This window comes from Frankia tisae (genome assembly GCF_025403405.1).
GTDB lineage: Bacteria > Actinomycetota > Actinomycetes > Frankiales > Frankiaceae > Frankia > Frankia tisai.
This window is the reverse complement of the sequence record NZ_JANEZT010000690.1, coordinates 1-1346: the sequence shown is the minus strand read 5'-3', so window position 1 is coordinate 1346 and position 1346 is coordinate 1. Positions and strand designations below refer to the sequence as shown.

At 73.6% G+C, this 1346-nt stretch carries 1 protein-coding gene and 1 pseudogene; both read right to left on the bottom strand.

What is annotated here, in order from left to right; genetic code table 11:
- Window positions 1-352, bottom strand: a 352-nt coding sequence (locus NBZ85_RS31140; protein WP_261563423.1) for a hypothetical protein, incomplete at its 3' end; no start/stop codon positions are given.
- Window positions 342-1346: pseudogene (locus tag NBZ85_RS31135) on the bottom strand (hypothetical protein); the annotation flags it as partial. The pseudogene NBZ85_RS31135 and the gene NBZ85_RS31140, both read right to left, overlap by 11 nt.

Genomic DNA, 1346 nt, shown 5'->3' with positions numbered 1-1346 from the left:
GCTCGGTGCCGAGCAGCGCGGCCAGCCCGGCCAGGCCGGCGGCGATCCCCCACGAGCGCTCGGTGATACCGCCGGGCAGGTAGTTGAGAAGTAGGCCCAGAGCCATCAGGGAGATCAGGACAGACCCGGTGCCGACCACCAGCGCGTCGAGGTGGCCGGCCCGGCGGGTCCGCACGATCGGCTCGACGACGGCCACCACACCGGCCGCGGCCAGCGGAGTGGTGAGGGCGGTGGGGGCGGGGACGAGCACCGCCGTCACCGCCGCGACCAGTAACGCCAAGCGGGCGACGAACGCGGGCCGCGGATTACGGGTCCCGGCCGTTCCCGGGCCCGCGGTTGTCTCAGGAGGCACGGAGGGCTCGCACGTCGTAGATGACGATGGATCCGTTGTCGTACACACGACGGGCTCCGTTCACCGTGGCGAACTTGTCGAGCGCGGAGATCGGGACCGGCGCCCGCCGGTTCGCGCCGCCCAGCTCACCCGACTCGATGTAGACCCCCACGTGGGGCAGGTCGGTCGCGTCGCGCCGGTCGACGATGACGTACGCCAGCGCGGCGCGGCGGATGAGCTGCCGGTCGACGGCGGTGAAGGTCGGCCCGAGCAGCACAGGGGAGGCGTCGATCCCGGAGCCGACGTGCCGGACGGTGTACTGGCGGCCGATAGCGGAGGCGAGCAGCCCCGACACCCGGTCGGCGTAGACCGGGCTGCCGGGCGGGACATGGTCGGCCAGCCACCGCGCGGCGGCCAGGTTCGCCGCGTCGACGCTGCGCGGATCGGCCGAGACCAGGTACGGTCCGGGCACCCGCAACCACACCGGGCCGGCGCCGATGATCTCGCCGCCGACGAACGCCACCAGGAACGCGGCGGTGGCCATCAGCAGGCGCGGCGCCGACGCCCGGCGCGGCGGGTCGACCAGCAGCCAGGCGACGACGAAGCCGACGCCGAGGAAGGCGAAGCCGGAAGCCCGGTCGCCGACCTCGGAGGTCGCCGCCGTCAGGTGCCCGGCCGGGATGACCGGGTAGAGCAGCGCGGCGAGACTCAGGACGACCGCCAGCGCCGCGCGCCGACGCACCCACACCCGCGCCTTGATCGCGGCGGGCACGAGCGCCGCCATCACGACGACGATCGAGCCGAAGGACACGTACTGCTGCCAGCGCGGCGTCACGATCCCGCCGGAGTCGTGGAAGAGTTCGTGGGTCTGCTGCCCCTCGGTGAGCTTGGCGACGTCCCCGGCCGAACCCCGGTAGATCCCCAGCAGGTAGCTGCCGAGGGTGTTGCCCGGCCGCAGCGACGCCCCGATCACGATCAGCGTGCCGATCCCGGCCACGACCGTCAGCGCGAACAC